Origin of the sequence: Erysipelatoclostridium sp. An173, assembly GCF_963931465.1 — a bacterium.
In the GTDB taxonomy this organism is placed as follows: Bacteria; Bacillota_I; Bacilli_A; order Erysipelotrichales; family Coprobacillaceae; genus Thomasclavelia; species Thomasclavelia merdavium.
In genome coordinates this window covers 1,322,799-1,343,965 of the sequence record NZ_OZ007017.1, presented here as the reverse complement: position 1 = coordinate 1,343,965, position 21,167 = coordinate 1,322,799, and the positions used below count along the sequence as shown (strand labels likewise).

At 28.9% G+C, this 21,167-nt stretch carries 18 protein-coding genes; 2 read left to right on the top strand and 16 right to left on the bottom strand.

Translation table 11 applies throughout. The features are described from left to right. Positions 1–101: 101 nt before the first annotated feature. Genes ABGT36_RS06755 through yqeH form a run of 7 tightly spaced genes read right to left on the bottom strand, consistent with a single transcriptional unit; the run spans position 102 to position 6,686 of the window. Positions 102–2,438 (bottom strand): U32 family peptidase, encoded by a 2,337-nt coding sequence (locus ABGT36_RS06755; RefSeq protein ID WP_346677344.1) that lies wholly within the window; start codon positions 2,436–2,438, stop codon positions 102–104. Next, positions 2,439–3,134, bottom strand: coding sequence for a 5'-methylthioadenosine/adenosylhomocysteine nucleosidase (locus ABGT36_RS06750; RefSeq protein ID WP_087298534.1), 696 nt, complete (start codon positions 3,132–3,134; stop codon positions 2,439–2,441). Further along, a complete protein-coding gene (locus ABGT36_RS06745) occupies positions 3,131–3,856 on the bottom strand; it encodes a class I SAM-dependent methyltransferase (RefSeq protein WP_300078132.1) in 726 nt (241 codons plus the stop codon). The genes ABGT36_RS06750 and ABGT36_RS06745 overlap by 4 nt, the downstream gene beginning before the upstream one ends. Continuing rightward, positions 3,856–4,200 carry a ribosome silencing factor gene (gene rsfS / locus ABGT36_RS06740; RefSeq protein ID WP_087298536.1) on the bottom strand — a complete coding sequence of 115 codons (345 nt, stop codon included), beginning with the start codon at positions 4,198–4,200 and terminating at the stop codon, positions 3,856–3,858. Before rsfS ends, ABGT36_RS06745 begins: the two co-directional genes overlap by 1 nt. Beyond that, a complete protein-coding gene (locus ABGT36_RS06735) occupies positions 4,193–5,290 on the bottom strand; it encodes a nicotinate-nucleotide adenylyltransferase (protein WP_300630200.1) in 1,098 nt (365 codons plus the stop codon). The genes rsfS and ABGT36_RS06735 overlap by 8 nt, the downstream gene beginning before the upstream one ends. Next, positions 5,290–5,577: a ribosome assembly RNA-binding protein YhbY gene (gene yhbY / locus ABGT36_RS06730; protein ID WP_087298538.1), complete on the bottom strand. Its 288-nt coding sequence runs from the start codon at positions 5,575–5,577 to the stop codon at positions 5,290–5,292. The genes ABGT36_RS06735 and yhbY overlap by 1 nt, the downstream gene beginning before the upstream one ends. Before the next feature lie 14 nt (positions 5,578–5,591). Further along, on the bottom strand, positions 5,592–6,686 hold the full coding sequence (yqeH, locus tag ABGT36_RS06725) for a ribosome biogenesis GTPase YqeH (RefSeq protein ID WP_087370413.1): 1,095 nt from the start codon (positions 6,684–6,686) through the stop codon (positions 5,592–5,594). A 152-nt stretch (positions 6,687–6,838) separates the two neighbouring features. On the opposite strand from yqeH, the gene sigK reads away from it, so the two are divergent. Next, the gene (sigK, locus tag ABGT36_RS06720; protein WP_087370410.1) at positions 6,839–7,525 is read left to right on the top strand and encodes an RNA polymerase sporulation sigma factor SigK; all 687 of its coding nucleotides are present in this window, start codon (positions 6,839–6,841) and stop codon (positions 7,523–7,525) included. Between the two features lie 16 nt (positions 7,526–7,541). Here the strand turns inward: sigK and parC are convergent, their stop codons facing one another. Then, the gene (gene parC, locus ABGT36_RS06715; RefSeq protein WP_300078126.1) at positions 7,542–10,133 is read right to left on the bottom strand and encodes a DNA topoisomerase IV subunit A; all 2,592 of its coding nucleotides are present in this window, start codon (positions 10,131–10,133) and stop codon (positions 7,542–7,544) included. 13 nt (positions 10,134–10,146) lie between these two features. Next, the gene (gene parE, locus ABGT36_RS06710) at positions 10,147–12,075 is read right to left on the bottom strand and encodes a DNA topoisomerase IV subunit B (protein ID WP_300078123.1); all 1,929 of its coding nucleotides are present in this window, start codon (positions 12,073–12,075) and stop codon (positions 10,147–10,149) included. A gap of 113 nt (positions 12,076–12,188) precedes the next feature. On the opposite strand from parE, the gene plsY reads away from it, so the two are divergent. Then, the gene (gene plsY, locus ABGT36_RS06705; protein WP_087298543.1) at positions 12,189–12,797 is read left to right on the top strand and encodes a glycerol-3-phosphate 1-O-acyltransferase PlsY; all 609 of its coding nucleotides are present in this window, start codon (positions 12,189–12,191) and stop codon (positions 12,795–12,797) included. A 53-nt stretch (positions 12,798–12,850) separates the two neighbouring features. Here plsY and ABGT36_RS06700 read toward each other — a convergent pair whose 3' ends face one another. From ABGT36_RS06700 to ABGT36_RS06670, 7 genes are all read right to left on the bottom strand, one after another. After that, entirely contained in the window at positions 12,851–13,051 is a 201-nt protein-coding gene (locus ABGT36_RS06700; RefSeq protein ID WP_087298544.1) for a YneF family protein, read from the bottom strand. Positions 13,052–13,053: 2 nt separating this feature from the next. Next, positions 13,054–13,434, bottom strand: coding sequence for a sporulation inhibitor of replication protein SirA (locus ABGT36_RS06695; protein WP_087298545.1), 381 nt, complete (start codon positions 13,432–13,434; stop codon positions 13,054–13,056). 78 nt (positions 13,435–13,512) lie between these two features. Next, positions 13,513–15,489, bottom strand: coding sequence for a transketolase (gene tkt, locus ABGT36_RS06690; protein ID WP_087370398.1), 1,977 nt, complete (start codon positions 15,487–15,489; stop codon positions 13,513–13,515). A gap of 180 nt (positions 15,490–15,669) precedes the next feature. After that, complete coding sequence (locus ABGT36_RS06685) at positions 15,670–15,906, bottom strand: DUF896 domain-containing protein (protein ID WP_087298547.1); 237 nt, start codon at positions 15,904–15,906, stop codon at positions 15,670–15,672. Positions 15,907–16,135: 229 nt separating this feature from the next. Next, the gene (locus tag ABGT36_RS06680) at positions 16,136–17,419 is read right to left on the bottom strand and encodes an EF-P 5-aminopentanol modification-associated protein YfmH (protein WP_346677341.1); all 1,284 of its coding nucleotides are present in this window, start codon (positions 17,417–17,419) and stop codon (positions 16,136–16,138) included. Further along, a complete protein-coding gene (locus ABGT36_RS06675) occupies positions 17,419–18,681 on the bottom strand; it encodes an EF-P 5-aminopentanol modification-associated protein YfmF (protein WP_087298549.1) in 1,263 nt (420 codons plus the stop codon). Before ABGT36_RS06675 ends, ABGT36_RS06680 begins: the two co-directional genes overlap by 1 nt. Positions 18,682–18,836: 155 nt before the next feature. Further along, positions 18,837–21,101, bottom strand: coding sequence for a DNA translocase FtsK (locus tag ABGT36_RS06670; RefSeq protein WP_346677338.1), 2,265 nt, complete (start codon positions 21,099–21,101; stop codon positions 18,837–18,839). Positions 21,102–21,167 lie beyond the last annotated feature (66 nt).

Genomic DNA, 21,167 nt, shown 5'->3' with positions numbered 1-21,167 from the left:
TTTGATTAATAATTATTATCTTTATATTATTATACAATATAAAAGAAAAAACAAAAGTATAGTCCTTACTTATTAGTAATTTCTATTACTCTGTTTTCATGTTAATCATAAAAATATCCGTTTGTTGGTCTAGTTTTAAGTTTAATTTGACGTGGCTTACCTAAAATAATATTGTTTTGAAAATCATAAAATACTTTTTTACATTCTTCACAATTTTCATCACTAAAAGATAGTAAAATATAGTCAACATCAACATCACTAACGTTTTCCAAATATAAACAATGACTATTAAAGACAAGGTTATTACAATTATCATCTGTTAAAATTGTAAACTTTTCATTTTTTCGATCTACTAAATTATAATGTCCCTGATGACATAAATTACATTTTTCTTTTTTACAGTTAAAATAATAATCACTGATTATACAATGTTTTAAATGCATATTAATAGTTTTTCCATAAGCAACAAGAATTAATTCTTGATTAATATCATTTAAATTATTAATCATATTTTTACTCATTTCTAATGATAATACAGCTGCATAGTTATTAAAATAATTTAATGAATAACTATTATAAAGATTAAAGTTGAAATCTAAAAGACATTTTTTATCATTAAATATTTGTAAAGCACCATAATCCCCTACTAATATTTCATCAACTTTACAGTATAAGTCACTTTCTTTAAATTCATTAATTTGTTTTGAATTAGATAAAAAACCAGTAAAAGGAACGATTTTTTTATTAAAACCTGTTGCTAAATCAATTGCTTTATCTAAATCTTTAGAAAGTGGAAAATAGTAACGATGAATATCTTCATTAATTAGTGCTTCAAGCTGTTTTAAATTATAGACTCTTACATCAATTCCTTTTATTCTTTTTGGAACATGGTGTAATGATACTTCAGGATATTCAATATTAATTTTGTTTTTAAGTGTTATTTTTTGAATTAGCTGTTCAATTCCTTGACGACGCATTTCGTTAATTTCTTTAATCGGGAAAAAAGCGTTATCAGGGAAATCAATATCAATTTTATTGGCATTAAAAACAGTATTTCCTAATTTAGTTAATTGTTTAAAAATTCTTTGTGTGTCTAATGGTACATTTGAAGCTAATTCGATTTTTTGATTTGATTTTATTGTTATAATCAGATCTTGGTATTTTATTGTTAAAAGCGGTGTAGAATTTAGGGATCCTATAAATATCATATCGATTGGATTTTTAATATTTTCATTGTTGTAGCTGGCTTTTGCTTCTTCAATTAAATTATTATCGATTATTTTAAAAACTTTTTCATTAGTTTTAACCGGTTGATTTAATTCGATTTCTACAACTTTTCCCTTTTGGCTTGAATTTACAAGTCGTCCTTTTTCAAATAATTTTGTAATTGTTCTCGTTAATTCAATACTAGCAAAATTAATGCGATCACCCTGTTTTAATTCATTTAGCAATTTTAATTTAACAATTCTTTTTTTACCATCGTAACTAATAACCTTTGCTACTTCAATACCACGATTACCAGGAAAATCCTTCGCCATAAAACTTTGATCATTTAATAAATAACCACCTGTAAAACCTCGATTAAACATTTTTTTCATTTTCAAAATTCTTTCAGGTATATTATTTAATTTTTTTGAATGAAAATAAGCATCAATTGCTTCACGATACTGTTTAACTACAATGGCAACATATTCAGGCCGTTTCATTCGCCCTTCAATTTTAAATGAAGTAATCCCTGCTTCTATTAATTGATCAATATTTTCAATCGTGCATAAATCTTTTGGCGATAATAAATATAAAGGTTGTTCATTTAAATCTTGACCATTTTTTTGTAATTTGTAAGCTAAACGGCAAGGCTGACCACAAGCACCTTTATTACCGCTTCTTTTAGCAATCATACTTGACATCAAACATTGCCCTGAATATGACATACAAAGAGCTCCATGAACAAATACTTCAATATCTAAATCAGTATTTTGGCATATATTTTTGATTTCAGCGACTGTGTTTTCTCGAGCTAATACTACACGGTCAACACCTTTTTCCTCAAAATATTTTACCCCTTCTAAATTATGAACACTAGTTTGCGTTGACATATGAATTTCAAATTGAGGAAAATATTTTTTTACATAATCCATCAAACCAATATCTTGAATAATTAATGCATCAACGTTAATATTCGCTAAAAACAAAAGATAGTCATGGAGTTGTTTAAATTGATTATCTTCATATAATGTATTAACAGTGACATATATTTTAACATTTCTTAAATGACTATAATCAACTGCTTTTTGTAATTCCTCACGGTTAAAATTAGTGGCAAAAGCTCGAGCACTAAACTCGTTACCACCTAAATAAATGGCATTAGCGCCGTTTTGAATAGCAGCAACTAATGCCTCATAACTACCTGCTGGTGCTAGTAATTCTATATTTTGCATTTATTTATGCTCCTTAACTAAAGTAAAACAAAATTCTGCTGATGTTGAAGCGGCTTTTTTCAAATATTCATCAAATTGGATTGATGAATCACCTTTTCCATAAACATCACTTAATGATCGAGTAATTATAAATGGAACATTAAACTTATAGCATGTTTGTCCAACAGCTGCAGCTTCCATTTCAGCACATTTTGCATCACTGAAATTTTTCTTAATAGTATCTACTTGAGCTTCTTTAGCAATAAACTGATCCCCAGAAACAATTAACCCTGTTTCACATCTTTGATTAAGTTCTTTTAAAATATTTTTAGCTGTCGCAATTAAATCTTTGTTAGCAGGAACACGTGCTGGCAAACCAGGAACTTCACCAATGATTCGATTAGGAAAAACAGTTATATCAAAATCATGCTGACAAACTTCATTTGAGATAATAATATCTCCTACTTCTTGATTTAATGATAATCCACCGGCAGATCCGATATTAATTACATAATCAATTGGAAAATTTGTAAGTAATAATGTAGTACAAATAGCTGCATTTACTTTCCCGATTCCACCTTGTAATAATACTACTTCTTTATTAGCCATTGTTCCTTGATAAAAGGTACAGTCAAGAATCGTTTTTTCTTCATGAATTTCAAGAAAATCTTTTATAGCTGCAACTTCTTCTTCCATTGCACCAATAATACCTATCATTTAACTTCCTCCCTTGTTTTATGACAAACAAAAATAATTCGTTGACTTTCTTGGTGATATGGTTCAAATTCACCATAATATTCAACTTTATTAAAACCAGCTTGTTTTAATAGATTTAAATATGTGTCAATATCATAAGTTTGTTGATGATGGACTTCTTGAACGTGATCATTGTTTTCTTTATCAATAATTTCAACGTAATGTTCTACTTTTCCTGGAGCCACTTTTTTTACAGCCCATTTAAAATAAAAATCATCATCATTTTCTTCTTCAAGATAATTATCTAAAATCTGGTCTGTTTTATATAGACTATTAACATCAAAAATAAAAGTGCCATTATATTTTAAAGAATCATATACGTTTTTAAATGTTTTTAAAACCTTTTTCTTACTTAAAACATAATTTAAGGAATCACATAAACATAAAACCAGATCAACTGCCTGATTAGTTTCAAAATCAGTCATATCAATTCTACCTAATAGTAAATCAACATTAGCATCCATTGCTTTCATTCTAGCAACTTCAAGCATATCCTTTGATAAATCAGTTGCATAAACTTGTTTTTTATCTTTAGCCAATAAAATAGCTATTTCTCCTGTACCGCATCCTAGTTCAAGAACACTTTTAAATTTAGCGTGCTGATTAATGAATTGATAATAATCCTGATAAAACTGGTCATCCATTAAACTATCATAATAGTAAGCAAAATTTTCATATGACATTATTGTAAATACCCAGAAATATCAATTTTTGGCATGTCAGCCCATAATTTTTCTAAATTATATACTTCACGTTCATCGATATCGAAAATATGAACAACGATATCACCAAAATCCATTAATAACCATTTACTATTGCGACGTCCTTCAATTCTTTTAACTTCGTATCCATGTTCATGACATTTTTCTTCAACACTGTCACGTAATGCGTTCATTAATCGTTCATTTTCAGCTGAACAAATAACAAATGTATCATACATTGGACTTGCAAGCTGCATATCAATAGCTACAATATCTTTACCTAATTTATCATCTAATGCTTTTACAATTATTTCTAATTTATTCATTTATATCTCCTTTTACATATTTGTTATAAATTTCAAAAAAGCTTTTATCAATTTCTCGTCCTTTTTTAGAAGAAAAATCATAAAAATCTTGTAAACAAGCCTTAAAACCTGCAACGATATCTTTTTTACATAATGCAATTTCCTTTGATGAATCGTAATCACGGCTAGGATCATATTTATCAGCTGTATAAATACACATATCTAATTTAGACATATTTAATGATGCTGTTGTGTGATGTCTAATTGCTTGTAATATTTCTTTATCATCTACTAAATATTCAGTTTTAGCAACATATTCAGATAACCATTGATGCCAAACCGGAACTGGTTTATCGATATATGCTGGATAATGGTCTTGCATTATTTGTAAAGCTTTATCATATTCCATTTCTTTAGCAATATCATGTAACATACCAGCAACATAAGCTTTTGTTTCATCTAAATCATTTTTTTTAGCAAATTTTTTAGCTAGTTTAGCCATACTTACTGTATGACGATAACGTTTTTTAGACATTTTACTTTTTATAATAGTTTCTAAATAGATCCCATTATTTACTATGTATTTCAATACTTCAGGATTTAAAGCATGCAAATTACCATTTCGAATATGTTTACTAGCATCATCGGTTGCTACTAAATCTAACTTAATAAAATGGTATTTTTTAATATTTTCATTTGTTTGATAACCAATTCGATCAAATACAACTAACTGGACTAATTCGCTTATTTCCTTTGCAGCTAACCATTTATGAAAAAGACTAGCTTGATCCATTCCCATAATAAAGTATAGCTGATCGTTAGGATAAATTGTTTTTAAATATTTTATTGTATCAATTGTGTAGTTTTTTTCTTTGTTTTTTTGTTTTATTTCATAATCACAAATTTCAACTTTAGAATAACGTTCTAGCGCAATTTCTAACATTGCAAGGCGTTGTTTTTTAGTTGCTCCCGATGAATCTTTCCAAGGATTATTAGCAGTAGGAACAACTAAAATTTTATCTAATTCTAATTGTCTGATTGATTCTTCAATTACGCGAACATGAGAACGGTGGATAGGATCAAAACTACCACCAAAAATACCAATTTTCATTATGGTAAACGATAAATTTCTTTTTCGCTAGGTCGATATAATAAAATAGTGCGACCTAATATTTGAACTACATCAGCTTTTGTTCTCATGCTCAATTCGATTGCAATTTCATTTTTTGATTGCATACAAGATTCTAGAATTTTTACTTTAATTAATTCATGAGCTGTTAAGGCATCATCAATACTATCAACTTGACTTTGATGAACACCGTCTTTACCAATTTGAAAGATTGCATTTAAATTATGACCAATCCCTCTTAAATATCTTTTTTGTTTTCCTGTTAACATAAATTCTATCCTTTCTATATCAATGCTTCTCTTATAAATACCCCAACACTTTTAGGTGCATGAATTTTTATATTGCCACCAGGACAATTTATACTTACAAAACCTAAACCAGAAATGACAATATCAACTTTATAATTTGGAAGTTTAAATACATGAACAGCCATGTCATTAATATCTTTTATTGATTCAATTTCTGGTTGTAATGTTAAATGTCGATTGTATAAAGCATCACCATTACTTAATTTTGTACGATTAATTTTTAATCGTTTTGGGAAAAAACAAGTAAATGAAGTTTTTTCACCTTTAATATAATCTAAACGAGCTAGACCACCAAAGTACAAAGTTTGTTGAGAATTTAACTGATAACTAATTGGCCGCAACTCACTTTTAGGAATAATTATTTTTAAATCTTCATCTTTAACTAAATGAGCAATTTGATGGTCATTAATTATTCCTGGTGAATCATATAAATAACTGTCATCATCTAACGGTATTTCAATTAAATCCAATGTAGTTCCAGGAAATTCACTAGTTGTAATTAGATTTTCGCTTTGACTATAATGTTTTAATAATGCATTTATCAATGATGATTTACCAACATTAGTAACTCCAACAACATAAACATTTCTGTTGTTACGATATTGTTCAATTTTATCAATTAATAAATCAAGATTATAATTTTTAACAGCACTCGATAAAATAACATCTACCGGTTTAATTCCTGATTCTTTTAATTGGCGTCTTAACCAGTGTTCAATTTTAATATCTTTAACTGATTTTGGTAAAACATCACGCTTGTTACCTACTACTAAAATATCATTGTTGTTTAAATGTCTTGTTAGACCATTGATGATACTGCCATTATAGTCAAATAAGTCAACTATATAAACAACTAAACAATTATGGTTTCCTATTTCTTGCAATATCTTTAAAAAATCATCATTAGTTAAACTAGTTTTTTGTAATTCATGATAATTTTTCAAACGAAAGCAGCGTTTACAAAGAATTACATCTTTATTTAAAGCATTTTTAGGAACGAATCCAATTTTCTTTTCATCTTCACTTTGAATAACGGCTCCACAGCCAAAACATCTAATTTCTTCTGTCATATACTCTCCTTTTTAAACCACAACCATTGTACCTTATTTTAATATGATTTTAAAGTACAAGAATTAAAAATATATTTACTAATAAAACTAAATTTGTATTATTATGTCATAAAAACTGTTTGCTTTCGTAAAATGTATCAGAGGTGGCAATAATGTTTTCAATGTTATTACAATTATTAACTAATGGCTTTTTTTTATCTTATATCAAATCTAAATCATTTGAACTACCCTTGAGTGCTAAAGAAGAAGAAAAATATTTAGAGCGCTTTTTTAATGGTGACCAGGATGCTCGAAATGTTTTAATTGAACGTAATCTTAGATTAGTAGCCCATATTGCAAAAAAATATGAGAATAGTAAAGATTTACAAGAAGACTTAATTTCCATTGGTACAATTGGACTAATTAAAGCCGTTGATAGCTATAAACAAAATCATAAAACCAAGTTAGCAACATATGCTTCTAGATGTATTGAAAATGAGATTTTGATGCATTTAAGAACTAATAAAAAAACTAGTTTAGATGTATCTTTAAATGAAACCATTGGTATTGATAAAGATGGCAGCGAAATAGTTTTAGGTGATATTTTAAGCAGTAATCAAGAAGAATTTATTGATATAGTTGATCGTAATGATACCATCGATAAGTTTAAAACATATTTTAATATTCTTGATGGTCGTGAAAAAGATACTTTAATAATGCGTTATGGTTTAAATAATACTAAAAAATATACCCAAAAAGAAATTGCTAAAAAATTAAATATATCACGTTCTTATGTTTCTCGCCTTGAAAAAAGAGCGTTAATTAAATTATTGCGCGAATATATGAAAGAAAAACCGTAAAAATAAATTTACGGTTTTAAAAATCATCTTCATTTAAAAGATCCGCTAAACTAATCTTTTCATATTTAGTCTGATTATTATCTTGCGATTTTTTTTCATCAGCATTATCTTTTAAATCATCTAATAAAGTTCTTTCTTTTGGTTGTTCAAACACTTTTTGATCAACTTCGATTTTTTGTTCAGGATGATAATCATCGGTTGTAATTGGTTTATCGATATATACATCCCCAATCATTTGTATTTTTGTAAGTTTATTGCGAACAGTTGGTTTTTGAACTAAATTAGCATAATTAAAGTCAGTTGCTTTATAACTATAAACAGTTTGATCATTTAAAATAATTGAAAATTCTTGATTATTATCAACTATTTTTGCATCTTTAACATTAATTATCTTACTTTTAGGATTTTTGTATAATAATACACCTTTTTTAGTACGACTTGATGGCGTAATATCACTTATTTTAATTCGTTTAATGCCATTTTCATCACTAATAACAATTAAAGAACAATTAGCCATTGGATTAAATATATTAAGACTAACTAATTCATCATTTTTCAAATTAGCAGCTTTAACTCCAGCAGCTTTAATACCCACAGTAGAAACTTCTTGTTCAGAATACAAGATACCATAACCAGCTTTAGTTGTTAAAACAACTCCTTGATTATTATCAGTTAATTTAACCCCGATTACTTGATCATTATCTTTTAATTTAATACATTTTAATGGTTTTGTATAACGAGATACTTTAAATTCTGATAAAGCCGTTCTTTTTATTTGACCATTTTTAGTTGCGAGTAAAACATATAATGGTAAATTAAAATCTTTTACTAAAATAGACCCAATTATTTTTTCATTAGAATTTAATTTTATCAAATAGCTAATATGTTTACCGGCATCTTTCCATTTAAATTCATCAATTTTATAAACAGGAACAAATAGATAGTTACCAGCATCAGTAAATAATAATAAATGATCAAGGGTATTAGCTTTATATAGTGCTACTAAATAATCGTTTTCTTTTTTACCAAATGGCGTTCCTTCGCTTGCTTTTAAAGAACGGGTACTAATTCTTTTAATATAACCATCTCTTGTAATTGAGACATTAGTATCTTCTGATAAAATCATTGCTTGTTCATCAATTTTAATTTCTTGAATTTCATCACGGATTTTTGAAAGACGTGGCATTGGATATTTTTTCTTTACTGAATTTAAACGATCAATAATAACTTTATGTAAAACTGATTCGCTATTTAATATACTTTGTAAATATGTAATTTGTTCATCTAATTGCTTATTTTCATTTTCTAAAGTTACAATATCAGTATTTGTTAAACGATATAATTGTAACATTACAATAGCTTCTGCCTGTTTTTCAGTAAAATCATATTTAGCAATTAAATTTTTCTTAGCATCAGCTTTATCTTTAGATTGACGAATAGTTTTTACAACATCATCTAAAATAGAAATTGCTTTAATTAAACCTTCGACAATATGTTTTCGATTATTAGCTTTATTTAAATCATATTGACAACTACGAGTTACAACATCGATTTGATGAGCAATATATCCATCTAAAATTTCTAAAATACCCATTAATACAGGTCTTTTATCTTTAATTGCAACCATGTTGTAATTGTAATTTTTTTGTAAATCAGTATTTTTATATAAATAGTTTAAGGTATTTTGTACGGAAATATCTTTTTTTAAGTCAACAACGATTCGTAAACCACTACGGTCTGATTCATCACGAACTTCGATAATTCCATCAACATGACGATTAAAACGAATTTCATCAATTTTTCTAACTAATTCGCTTTTATTAACTTCATATGGGATTTCACTAATGACAATTTTGTTCATGTTTTTTTCTTCAACGATTTCTGTTTTACTACGAACAATTACTTTGCCTTTACCAGTTTTAAAAGCTGATAAAATTCCTTGTTTCCCTTCAACAATAGCTCCAGTTGGGAAATCAGGTCCTTTTATATAATCCATAATTTTTTCTAAAGTACATTTAGGATGTTTGATACGATAAATGGTAGCATCAATTACTTCTTCTAGATTATGAGGTGGTATTTCAGTTGCATAACCAGCTGAAATACCAGTTGCTCCATTAACTAATAAATTAGGGTATGCTGCTGGTAAAACAGTTGGTTCGTATTCAGTATCATCAAAGTTTAATGACATTAATACAGTATCTTTATCTAAATCCTGTAATAATTCTTCAGCAATTGGTGCTAATCTTGCTTCAGTATAACGCATTGCTGCTGCAGGGTCATTATCAATAGAACCATTATTACCTTGCATATCTACTAATGGTGCGCGCATTTTCCAATCTTGAGATAAACGAACCATGGCATCATATACTGAAGTATCACCATGAGGATGATAGTTACCAATAACATTACCGACTGTCTTAGCTGACTTACGATATGGTTTTGAATGTAGATTTCCTTCTTTATACATTGAATAAAGGATTCGACGTTGAACTGGCTTTAACCCGTCTCGAACATCAGGTAATGCCCGATCCTGGATAATATATTTAGAATATTTACCAAAACGGTCCCCCATTATGGTTTCTAATGACATAATTATTTTTTTATCCACAATATCAATCTCCTTAATCAATACTATAATTATCTTCTAATGTAAATTGAACATTTTGTTCAATCCATTCTCGTCTAGGTTCTACTTTATCACCCATTAATACAGATACTCGTCTTTCAACAATAGCAGCATCATCAATAGTTACCTGGATTAGTGTTCTTGTTTCTGGATTCATCGTAGTTTCCCATAATTGAGAGGCATTCATCTCACCAAGACCTTTGTAACGTTGAACAGTATATCCGCGGCCAATTTTCTTTTTAGCCGCTTCTAATTCATCGTCTTCCCAAGCATAAATAATTTCTTCTTTTTTACCAGTTTTTTTAGAAACTTTATATAATGGCGGTAAAGCGATATATACTTTTCCGGCTGTAATTAAATCGCGCATATAACGATAGAAAAAAGTTAATAATAAAATTTGAATATGAGCACCATCAGTATCAGCATCGGTCATAATAATAACTTTATTATAATTACTATCTTTTTCATTAAAGTCTGGGCCTACTCCAGCTCCGATAGTGTTAATAATTGTTGCGATTTCTTCATTTTTTAAAATATCAGCCATGGCTGCTTTTTCGGTATTTACTACTTTACCACGTAACGGCAAGATTGCCTGATACTTACGATCTCGTCCTTGTTTAGCACTACCACCAGCTGAATCCCCTTCGACTAAATATAATTCTTTTAGTTTTCGATCTTTAGATTGTGCTGGTGCAAGTTTACCACTCAAGATTTTTTCCTGGCGATTTCCTTTTCCTTTACGAGCTGCTTCACGAGCTTTTCTAGCCGCATCACGTACTTGAGCAGCTTTAATCATTTTTTTAACTAATGTATCTGCTGTTTCTTTATTTTCTTCTAAATAGTAACTTAATTTTTCATAAACAACAGTATCAACAACATTTCTTGCTTCCGGTGTTCCTAATTTTGATTTAGTCTGTCCTTCAAACTGTAAAAAATGTTCTGGAACTTTAATTGAAATAATAGCTGACAATCCTTCACGTACATCGTTACCTTCTAAATTTTTATCTTTTTCTTTTAATAGACCGTATTTTCTAGCGTATTCATTAAATGTACGTGTTAATGCTGTTCTAAAGCCAGTTTCATGAGTTCCCCCATCACTAGTTCGAACCAGATTAACAAAAGATAATGTATTTTCCTGGTAACCACTTGTAAATTGCATTGCTACATCGACTTCAATTTCATTGTTTATTCCTTCAATACTAATGATTTTATTTAAAGTTTCTTTTTCATAGTTTAAATATTCAACGAATGCTGTTAAACCATTTTCATATTGAAAAGTTTCTTGTTTATCAGTTCTTTCATCAAATAAATCAATTTTAATGCCTTTTAATAAAAAAGCACTTTCCATTAATCGTTCACTGATAGTTGAATAATTAAATTCAGTAATTGAAAAAATAGACGGATCAGGTAAAAAATGAATTGTTGTACCTGTTGTATTAGTTTTACCTATTACTTTTAATTTACCAATTTTGCTCCCACCATCTTCAAAACGCTGAAACCAGATTTTTCCATCACGGTGAATTGTTACTTCTAACCATTTTGAAAGAGCATTTACAACAGATGCCCCAACCCCATGTAAACCACCTGAAGTTTTATAACCACCATCTTCATTAAATTTACCACCTGCATGAAGAATAGTTAAAATAACTTCTGTAGTTGGTCTTCCTGAAGCATGCATACCTGTAGGCATTCCGCGCCCATGATCAGCTACCTTTATACTATTATCTTTACCAATAGTAACCTGGATATTGTCACCGTAACCAGATAATGCTTCATCAATTGAGTTGTCAACAATTTCCCATACCAAATGATGTAAACCACGGCCATCGGTAGAACCAATATACATCCCTGGTCTTTTTCTAACTGCTTCTAACCCTTCAAGGATTTGAATATTAGACTCATCGTATTTCTTCTTATTTGCCATATAATTCAATTGCCTCCTTTAATCGCTTGTTCTATTATACCTAAGTTCAATGTTTTTTTCAAAGATTATTGCATTTTTACAACGATAATATATAATAGGTTGTGGTGATAAAATTGGATATAATAATTTCAATAATTTTAATTATTTGCGGATATCTCTATGGTTCGATACCTTTTGCATTAGTAATTGGTAAGCTATTTTATAAAACAGATGTTCGTAATTATGGTTCAGGAAATCTAGGGGGAACAAATACTGGCCGTGTTTTAGGGAAAAAAGCAGGTGTTGCTGTTATTTTACTTGATGCATCAAAAGCATTAATTGTAACTTTGTTAGCACGTTATATTTTAAATGCTCTAAATTTAAATAGCGATGTTGCCTACATATGTGCGTTGGCTTGTGTAATCGGGCATTGTTACCCAATATTTGCTGGTTTTAAAGGTGGTAAAGCTGTATCAACCGCTATTGGATTTTTCTTTACAGTTACACCACTTGGATCAATTTTAGCTTTATTAGTTTTCTTTATTGTTCTAAAAATCAGTAAGTATGTATCGTTATCTTCGGTCCTTGCATCGGGATCAGTATTATTTGCAGTCCCATTTTTAGATATTTCTTTAGTGGGAAAAATTGTTGTCGCAGCAGTTATTTTAATTTTGATTTATCGACATCGTTCAAATTTAAAACGAGTTATTAATGGAACTGAATCTAAAATCAAGTGGATGTAATATTAGAAGCTAGTAATTAGCTTCTTTTTTTACAAAAAAATAAGGGTTGCCCCTTATTTATATTGTGCCATAACCGAAGACATAATTCTTTTGATTTGTGCTTCACTAGGTTTACGACCCATTTCCATATACATAGCACGAATCATCTTTTCGTTAATTGGCGGATTTTTTTGTAATTGTTTTTTAAACACATAACGTGCACCAAAGAATCCAACAATGGCACCGATTATAAGTCCAATAATGGCATTAAGCATCTTTATACCTCCACATTTTTAGATTGCTCCACCATTATAACATAACTTTTTGATATTTGGTATATAATGTCCATAAATATGTTTGTTTTTTTATTTGCTTCAACAACTATGTAATAATCATAAACAATACAAGTAAGACGTTCTTTAGTTAATTGATTATCTATATAATGTTTATTTTTTTCGCGATGATAATCATAACGATTTTTTAATTTATACTCAATATAATCACTAACTCCCTCATTTGGTTGAAAGAAACATTCCATTTGTTTAGAAAAAAAATTATTTTTTGGTTCTAGATTAATAAGCATTTCTTTTATTTGGGGATATTGTTTTAATAGTTCATGGACATTATGATTCAGTTTATATATTTTATATCTTTTCATTTATACCACCATTTATAGCTTAACAAAAAGAAAATAAAAATAATGTCAAAATAGCAAAAAATCGGAGTTTAACTCCGATTAAATTATTTCTTTAATATTTTTAATAACGTTTTCAACAGTAAAACCGTATCTTTCAATTACAACATCAGCAGGAGCACTTGCACCAAATGTATTTACTGACATAGTTTTTCCATCTAGACCAACGTATTTATACCATCCAAAATCGCATCCCATTTCAATTGATAAACGAGCGCGTACATTACTTGGTAAAACACTTTCTTTATATTCTGAATCTTGTTTATCAAATAATTCCATAGATGGCATTGAAACAACTCTAACATCAATGTTTTCTTTTAATAATTCATCTTTAGCTTGCATTGCTAAGCTAACTTCACTACCGCTAGCGATGATAATTGCATCAATACGATTTTGTTCTTTACCAACAATGTATGCTCCTTTACAAACTCCTTCATAAGAAGAATCTTCTAAAGTAACAACATTTTGCCTAGTTAAGATTAATGCTGTAGGAGTTTTTTTAGATTCAATAGCAATTTTCCATGCTGCTACCATTTCTTTAGCATCAGCAGGACGAATTACTTGAATATTTGGTAATGAACGTAACATTGTTAATTGTTCAATTGGCTGATGAGTTGGACCATCTTCACCTACGGCAATAGAATCATGTGATAATGGTAAAATAATTGGTAAATGCATTAAACAAGCCATTCTTAAAGCTGCTTTAAAATAATCTGCAAATACTAAGAATCCACCAGCTGAAACTCTAACGCCTTTATGTAATGTCATCCCATTCATCATGGCAACCATTGCAAATTCACGAATCCCAAAAGCAATATTGCGTCCATCATAATTTTCAACACTAAAGTTTTTTTCAGAAGCAATAGTTGTTTTTGTAGAAGAAGCTAAATCTGCTGTTCCTGATAAAAATGTTGGATTTTGTTTGGCAATTTCTTGAATTGTTTCTAATGATGTATTTCTTGTAGCATCATTATGTCCAGCAGGATATTTTTTAATTAACTCTTCAATATCTAATGAGTATCTATCATTGATCGCGTCATCAAATTCTTGAGCTAATTCAGGATATGCTTTTTTGTATTCTTTCATTAATCGGTTCCATTTATTAAAGCGATTACGACCACGTTTAATACATGTATTTGCAAAATCTTCATAAACTTCTTCAGGAACGTAGAATTCTTCATGATCAAAACCATATGATATTTTAGCATTTTTACCATCTTCATATCCTAATGGGCTACCATGTACTTTGCTTGTTCCTTCATTTGCGGAACCATAACCAATTACAGTATTAATGATGATTAATGTTGGTTTATATAATTCTCTTTTTCCTTTACGGATAGCTTTTTGGATTGCATTTACATCATTACCATCGTTTACTTTGATAACTTGCCATCCAACAGCTTCAAAACGTTTTTTAACATCTTCACTAAATGACATTGATAAAGGACCATCTAAAGTAACATTATTAGCATCATATAAAACAATTAATTTACCTAATGATAAGTGTCCCGCTAAAGAAGCTGCTTCATAAGTAACACCTTCTTGCATATCACCGTCACCACATAATGCAAATGTGTAATGGTCAACAATATCAAATCCTTCACGATTAAATTTTGTTGCTAAAAACTTTTCAGCTAATGCCATTCCAGCTGCCATTGGGATCCCTTGACCTAAAGGACCTGAAGAAGCATCTACACCATCAGTGATATCACATTCTGGATGACCAGGAGTTACAGAACCCCATTGTCTAAAATTCTTAAGATCATCAATAGAAATATTGAAACCTGATAAATGTAAAACTGAATATAAAAGTGCTGATGCATGACCAGAAGCTAAAACAAAGCGATCACGATTGATCCAATCTGCTTGTTTATGAAAAATATTCATTTCTTTAGTAAATAAAGTATACATAGCTGGTGCCGATCCTAAAACCATTCCTGGATGTCCAGAATTAGCTTTGTTAATTGCATCAATACCTAATGCACGAATTGCTGCTATTGATAAACTCGATCTTTCCATTAATTTTCTTTTCTCCTTTTTTCACAAAAACTCAACTCTATTATACACAAATAAAAAAATAACGCAATATTAGGTTATTTTAAATGTAGAAAAATATTAAGAAAGCATTAAGATAAATTAGTTAATTAAAATTATGTTGATTATTACTACCAAATTAAAAAGCGAACTAAAAAAATTCGCTTAATTTAATTTTTTAGACTGTTCACTTTTTAATTTTTTTGGAGTTACATCATTACCTTTTTCATCAACAATTTTAATACCCATTAATTGCTGTTTAAAATTACCACGAAAAGCTTTTAAATATTCTTGTCTTAATTTAGCTTGTTCGTCTAATTCTTTTTTTGTAATAGTACCCTCTTTTTTCTTTTTAGCTAATTCATTAATTCTAGCAATTAATTTTGGATCTATTTGACTCATAATCTTTCTCCTTAAATAAAAAAGGAAGAGAGTTTTTAGATATTTCCCTGTTTTGTACAGGTGGGCACCTTTAAATTAGCTTTAGGATCCCTATTCGAAGACAGGTTTTCAACACCACCATTTAAGTCAGGTTCCCTTATCTATGATGTGGAAATTTATTTACTCTCTTACCACCGTTATTATAACATAAGCACTTCTTGTGTCAACTATTTTAGATTTAACGTTTACCTTAATGATTTTTTTTCACGATACAAACACTAGTATATTGCAAATCAAAATATTTAAAAACATCGTAAATATCATCTATTTCTAATTTTGCAACTTCATCAACTAAATCAAAAGCATTTGTTCCTTCAAAATAGTAACGACTAAATAAATTAGCAATACTTTCTGGACTATTAAACATATTAATAAATAAACCAATATTTTTCTTTTTAATACGATTAAAGTCTTCTTGATCAATTTTAATTGTATCAAAATCTTTGATTAAATCTAATAACTTTTCTTTTAGTGTTTCATAATCATTGCAATCACAACCAATCTGAATAAATGCATAATCACGTTCTTGTGTAAAACTTGCGCTAAAAGAATCATTAATAATGCCTTGATTTAACCAATCATTGTATAATTTTGCACTTTTAGAAAATAATAGATCAAATAGTAAGTTTAACGCTAATTCTCTTTTGATTTTATCTTTAGGATTTTCCAGAATTTCATTAACTTTAATTGAAACAATTATTTTATTCATTTCAACATCCATAGTTAATACTTTTTCTTTTGTTTTAATTTTCTTAGGCTCATTTACTTTTTTCAAGACAATTGGATTAGCTAAACTAAAATTCTTTTTATCCTGATTTTCTTTAATTGTAGCCATTGCTTTATCTGGATCAATATTTCCAACTACAAAAATCATCATGTTACTTGGATGATAAAAAGTGTTGTAGCATAATTCAAGCATATCCTTATCAGTACGATTTACTGTTTCTACAGTTCCAGCGATGTCAACAGCAACTGGGTGTTGTTGATATAAATTTTGAATTGAACCAAAATAAACTTGCCAGTCTGGATCATCATCGTACATTTTTATTTCTTGACCAATAATCCCCTTTTCTTTTTCTACACTTTCAGGGGTGATTTCTAATTTTTGAACAAAGTCTAGTAATAATTCAATACAAGCATATTCGTTTGAAGTAGTACTAAATAAATAAGCTGTACGACTTGAAGATGTAAAAGCATTAGTACTAGCTCCTAACTTAGCAAATTTTTCTGAAGCATCACCATCACTCATATCAAACATTTTATGTTCTAAAAAATGAGCAATTCCGTCTTCAACTTTAATCATTTCATCTTTATTTAAAGGAATAAAAGTTGTATCAATAGCTCCAAACTTAGTTGAAAATAACCCGTAAGTTTTTTCAAATCCCATTTTTGGTAGAAGATAAACTTGTAATCCATTGGCCATTTTTTCATGATATAAAGTTTCTTTTAATGTTTCAAAATATATCTTTTCCATTATTTATCACTCCCTGTAAGTAAAAAGATTGTATCTAAATGAACTTTTTTACTAGCTGCAATTATTTCTTCTTTAGTAACGCTCATTAATTTTTCTAAATATTCATCATTAGTTTCTTGAATATTAGTTAAATCACGATTGTATGCTAAAGTAATTAAACTAATTGGTTCATCTTTAGTTTTAGTTAATGAACTTTTTAACATTAATTTAGCCAAATTAATTTCATCATCATCAAATTTACCGTCTTGGAAGTTTTTAAGTTCTTGAGCGATTAAATCCAATGTTTTTTGATAATCTTTTCCTTCAATTCCTGCATTAACAGTCATAATGCCACTAAAAGCACCATAGCTTGAAGAAATATAATAGCATAAACTATGTTTTTCTCTAACTACTCTAAATAATCTTGACTGTGAAAAACCACCAAACATGGCATTAAAAACAGTCATTGCATAAGTTCCAGGATCACTAAAGTTGCAATCTACTACATAACCAATATTTAATTTAGATTGAATAATGTCTTGTTTTTCAATTACTTCTAAAACTTCTTTTTTTGTTGATTTAAAATTAGTAACTGGATAAACAGCAGCTGGGTTAGTTTTAAATTGTAAGTTTTCTTTAAATGTCTCAACTATATTTTCATTAACATCACCTACAACATAGATATGTTTTGAATCATTTTCAATGCATTCTTGTAAATATTGATACAATTCTTCATTAGAAATTTGATCGATTTCATCGATATAGCCATTATTACGAATTGATAAAAAGCCACCTTCACCCATATTTGTAAATAATTGATCAATACCATACATGAATTTATCATCATTTTGAGCAATTAAGCGTTCTTTCAATTCTTTTTTCTTAATATTAAATGTTTTTTCATCAAATTTGCCATCTTTTACATTAGGATTAAATAATACATCGTTAAACATTTTTATCTGTTCTTTTAATAAATCTTCTTGATATGGTAAAAAAGCTTCATTAATACAAACACTAGAAATATTTAACACTTGCCCTATTCCTTTTGTTGCAAGATTTGTTCCAAAACTCATTCCATATAAATCTTCTAAATGTCTTGATAAAGCTTGGGTTGAAGGATAATTTTGAGTACCACCTGTCAACATGAAAGCCAATAAAGAACGTTTAGTAACATTTTCTCTTGTTAATTTGTTTTCTAATTTCAATGACATTGTTATATTTTTAAACTTTTTAGTTGGAATTACATGTAATGTATATCCTGATAATTGATAACTTTTTTTCATAAGACACTCCTTTACAAACATATATGATATTATACACCAATTTAATAAAATTAAAATTAAAATACAAAAAAATAAGACCGTAATTAAAATTAATCAAGCACTATTAAAATAAAAAAGACTTCGCAAAATGAAGTCTTAAATCATAAAATAATAAATTAAATATCTTCTTCTTGATAACCACGTATATACACTTCTCGTGGTTTAGAACCTATTTGAGGCCCAATAACGCCCTCAGCTTCTAGCTGATCAATAATTCGAGCAGCCTTATTATAGCCAATTCTAAATTGGCGTTGTAATAGCGAAGTACTAGCCTTTTGAGCATTGATTACAAAGCTACGACACATCTCATATTCAGCATCTTCCTCTTCTTCTTTAGATGAAGAAGCAAAAGTACTAGTATTTAATTTAACATTTATATATTTTTCATCATAATTAGCTTCCTGCTGACTTGAAGCATAGTCGACAATTGCACTGACTTCTTCATCAGAAACAAAGGCTCCCTGCACTCTTATCGGTGAACTTGATCCCATTGGTGAAAACAGCATGTCTCCTTTTCCTAATAACTTCTCAGCTCCAGAAGCATCTAAAATAGTTCTCGAATCAACGCCAGAAGAAACAGCAAAAGCAATTCTTGATGGAATATTAGCTTTTATTACTCCAGTAATAATATCAGTAGAAGGTCTTTGCGTCGCCACTATTAAATGTATACCTGCAGCCCGGGCCATTTGAGCAATTCGCATGATACAGTCTTCAACCTGTTTACTTGCAACCATCATTAAATCAGCAACCTCATCTAATATAACAACATGGAATGGTAAAAGTTCTAATTGTTCATCTTGCGATAATTCATTATTCTTTTTATTTACGTATGTATTATAAGATTCAATATTTCTAACATTTGCTTTGGCAAATAAATCATAACGGAGTTCCATTTCAACAACTACTTCTTGTAAAACTGCTGCTGCTTTTTTAGGATCAGTGACAACCGGTGCTAATAAATGAGGAATACCATTATAGTTTGTTAATTCAACTTTTTTAGGATCGACAAGAATGAATTTTACTTCATCTGGACGAGCACGCATTAAAATACTACAAATTATCGTATTTACGCAAACTGATTTTCCACTACCAGTAGCTCCGGCAATTAAAAGATGAGGCATTTTATTTAATTCAGCATAAATAATTTTTCCACTAACATCTTTACCTAAAGGAACTAATAATTTACTATTTTGATATTCTAATGGAATATCTTTAATTACTTCTTTGAAGCTTACTGTAGTAGCAACACTATTAGGAATTTCAACTCCTACAGCCGCTTTACCTGGAATCGGTGCTTCAATTCGAATATCTTTAGCTGCTAAAGCTAATTTAATATCATCTTGAAGCTGCATAATTTTATTGACACGTGTTCCTGTTTCTAATTTTAATTCATATTTAGTAACTGATGGACCAATAAAAATATCACTAATAGAAGCATTAACACCAAATTGATGAAGAACATCAGTTAAGGTTTCAGCTTTGGTTAGCGCATTATCTTTATTTTTAGTAGTTTTCTTTGCTGTCGAATTTTTTAATAAATTAAGTGGTGGTAATCGATAATTTTTATTAACACTTTTTTTATTTTTTTCTTGTGATTCATGAACTTTAGGTTGTTTATCTTTGATTTCCAATGTCATTGATTCATCGTTAAACTCAAATGTTGAAGGAATATTATCATCTTCTTCTAAATGTATCTTTGCTGCTGGTTTAGCACTTTTTTTAGTTTTCTTCTTTTTATTTTCATCTTCAAAAATTTCTTCTGGAAAGAATACTTTTTCCTGCTCTTTTTTTCTAGAAAAGAAATCAACAAATTTACTGTTTGTCTTATTATTTACGTCTTTAACAGCCTTGTGTATTTTGTTTATTTTTTTGTAATGATCAATATAAAATTTACTTCCTAGTAATGCAATTCCAATAACTAAAATAAAACCTTCAGCAATCATTGCACCAGTTTTATCAAACAATGCGCTTAAGATACCATAAAAAATAGCACCTAAAAAACCACCACGATTACATGGAGCTGTATTTATATATTGATTGATAACTTTTATTCCAACCATTGTATCATCATTAAAAGACGACATTAATGTTAAAATTGCACCAATTACAAGATATAAACCAACTGCTCGGGGATTACTTAGTTTTGGCATTTTGGCTTTATAAATAACATAACCACTTAACATAATTAATAATATATAGCCAATTCCCACAAAATTACCAATTAAATAAGTACATAAAAAATTTAATTGTTGTCCAATTGGTCCTAGTTTCATGGCACTTACAACAATTAAAAACAATCCAACAGCAGCAATAATGCGCATTTTTAGATTTTCACTTATTTGTTCTTGTTTGGATTTTTTTGAACGACTTGTTTTTGCCATAACTCTTTTCACTCCCAACTTAACTTCATCATTATAACACAGGCAACCACTATGAAAAAGAAAAAG

Bases quoted from the DNA above. Each gene is read 5' to 3' on its own strand.
- ABGT36_RS06735 (WP_300630200.1), bottom strand. From the start codon at position 5,290: ATGAAAATTGGTATTTTTGGTGGTAGTTTTGATCCTATCCACCGTTCT.
- ABGT36_RS06745 (WP_300078132.1), bottom strand. From the start codon at position 3,856: ATGTCATATGAAAATTTTGCTTACTATTATGATAGTTTAATGGATGAC.
- ABGT36_RS06700 (WP_087298544.1), bottom strand. From the start codon at position 13,051: ATGCTTAATGCCATTATTGGACTTATAATCGGTGCCATTGTTGGATTC.
- ABGT36_RS06670 (WP_346677338.1), bottom strand. From the start codon at position 21,101: ATGGCAAAAACAAGTCGTTCAAAAAAATCCAAACAAGAACAAATAAGT.
- parE (WP_300078123.1), bottom strand. From the start codon at position 12,075: ATGGCAAATAAGAAGAAATACGATGAGTCTAATATTCAAATCCTTGAA.
- ABGT36_RS06680 (WP_346677341.1), bottom strand. From the start codon at position 17,419: ATGGAAAAGATATATTTTGAAACATTAAAAGAAACTTTATATCATGAA.
- ABGT36_RS06685 (WP_087298547.1), bottom strand. From the start codon at position 15,906: ATGAGTCAAATAGATCCAAAATTAATTGCTAGAATTAATGAATTAGCT.
- tkt (WP_087370398.1), bottom strand. From the start codon at position 15,489: ATGGAAAGATCGAGTTTATCAATAGCAGCAATTCGTGCATTAGGTATT.
- rsfS (WP_087298536.1), bottom strand. From the start codon at position 4,200: ATGAATAAATTAGAAATAATTGTAAAAGCATTAGATGATAAATTAGGT.
- ABGT36_RS06750 (WP_087298534.1), bottom strand. From the start codon at position 3,134: ATGATAGGTATTATTGGTGCAATGGAAGAAGAAGTTGCAGCTATAAAA.
- ABGT36_RS06675 (WP_087298549.1), bottom strand. From the start codon at position 18,681: ATGAAAAAAAGTTATCAATTATCAGGATATACATTACATGTAATTCCA.
- sigK (WP_087370410.1), top strand. From the start codon at position 6,839: ATGTTTTCAATGTTATTACAATTATTAACTAATGGCTTTTTTTTATCT.
- ABGT36_RS06755 (WP_346677344.1), bottom strand. From the start codon at position 2,438: ATGCAAAATATAGAATTACTAGCACCAGCAGGTAGTTATGAGGCATTA.
- yhbY (WP_087298538.1), bottom strand. From the start codon at position 5,577: ATGTTAACAGGAAAACAAAAAAGATATTTAAGAGGGATTGGTCATAAT.
- yqeH (WP_087370413.1), bottom strand. From the start codon at position 6,686: ATGACAGAAGAAATTAGATGTTTTGGCTGTGGAGCCGTTATTCAAAGT.
- ABGT36_RS06695 (WP_087298545.1), bottom strand. From the start codon at position 13,434: ATGAAAAGATATAAAATATATAAACTGAATCATAATGTCCATGAACTA.